This is a genomic window from Streptomyces graminilatus, assembly GCF_001418565.1.
Taxonomy (GTDB): domain Bacteria; phylum Actinomycetota; class Actinomycetes; order Streptomycetales; family Streptomycetaceae; genus Streptomyces; species Streptomyces graminilatus.
Genome location: NZ_LIQQ01000677.1, coordinates 1 through 1,627, shown reverse-complemented (window position 1 = coordinate 1,627; position 1,627 = coordinate 1). Strand labels below are relative to the sequence as shown.

Here is a 1,627-nt window from a genome sequence, read left to right as displayed (position 1 = left end):
GGCCGCCGGGGGCGCGGTAGTCCAGGTCGACGCCCCAGGCGCGGAAGTACGCCGCCGGGTCCTCGCTCGTCTTGTCGCCGCCGTCGGTGAGGTACTCGGCGACGTCGAAGCCGATGCCGCCCGCGCCGAGGATCGCGACGCGGTCGCCGACGGGCGCGCCGTCGCGCAGGACGTCCAGATAGCCGACGACGCTCGGGTGGTCGATGCCGGGGATGTCGGGGGTGCGGGGGGCTACGCCGGTGGCTATCACTATCTCGTCGTAGGTCGCGTCCGCCGTCAACTTGTCTGCTGTCACTGGGGTGTTGAGGCGTACGTCCACTCTGTGGGCGTCGAGTTGGTGGCGGAAGTAGCGCAGGGTCTCGTCGAACTCCTGCTTGCCGGGGACCTTGCGGGCGACGTTCAACTGACCGCCGATCTCGGGCGCGGCGTCGAAGAGGGTGACGTGGTGGCCGCGTTCGGCGGCGGAGACGGCGCAGGCGAGTCCGGCGGGGCCTGCGCCGACGACTGCAACTCGCTTGCGCAGCCTGGTCGGTGCGAGGACGAGTTCCGTCTCGTGGCAGGCGCGCGGGTTGACCAGGCAGGAGGTGATCTTCCCGCTGAAGGTGTGGTCCAGGCAGGCCTGGTTGCAGCCGATGCAGGTGTTGATGGCCTCGGGACGCCCGTCGCGCGCCTTGTTGACGAAGTCGGGGTCGGCCAGCATCGGGCGGGCCATCGACACCATGTCCGCGCTGCCGCCGGCGAGCAACTCCTCGGCGATCTCGGGGGTGTTGATGCGGTTGGTGGTCACGAGGGGGATGCCGACCTCGCCCATGAGGCGCTTCGTCACCCAGGTGTACGCGCCGCGCGGCACCGAGGTGGCGATGGTGGGGATACGGGCCTCGTGCCAGCCGATGCCGGTGTTGATGATGGTGGCGCCGGCCGCCTCGACGGCGCGGGCGAGGGTGATCACCTCGTCGAGCGTGGAGCCGCCCGGGACCAGGTCCAGCATGGACAGACGGTAGATGAGGATGAAGTCCTCGCCTACGGCCTCCCGTACTCGGCGGATGATTTCGACGGGGAAGCGGGTGCGGTTCTCGTACGTGCCGCCCCAGCGGTCGGTGCGGTGGTTGGTCCGCGCCGCGATGAACTCGTTGATCAGATAGCCCTCGGAGCCCATGATCTCCACGCCGTCGTAGCCCGCCCGGCGGGCCAGGAGGGCGGTGCGGGCGTAGTCGTCGATGGTCCGCTCGACCTCGGTGTCGGTGAGTTCGTGCGGGGCGAAGGGGCTGATGGGGGCCTGTAGCGGGCTCGGCGCGACCAGATCCTGGTGGTAGGCGTACCGGCCGAAGTGCAGGATCTGCATCGCGATCCTGCCGCCCTCGCGGTGGACGGCGTCGGTGATCGTCCGGTGCTGGTCGGCTTCGGCGTCGGTGGTGAGTTTGGCGCCGCCCTCGTACGGGCGTCCGGCGTCGTTGGGGGCGATGCCGCCGGTGACGATGAGGCCGACGCCGCCCCGGGCGCGGGCCGCGTAGAACTCCGCCATGCGCTCGAACCCGTGTTCGGCTTCTTCCAGGCCTACGTGCATGGAGCCCATGAGGACGCGGTTGGGGAGGGTGGTGAAGCCGAGGTTCAGGGGGGTGAGGAGGTG

1 protein-coding gene is annotated in these 1,627 nt (G+C 70.1%); it reads right to left on the bottom strand.

The genetic code is table 11. The features are described 5' to 3' along the window. The coding region (locus AOK08_RS39690; protein WP_063794222.1) for an NADPH-dependent 2,4-dienoyl-CoA reductase at positions 1–1,627 on the bottom strand (1,627 nt) is incomplete at both ends.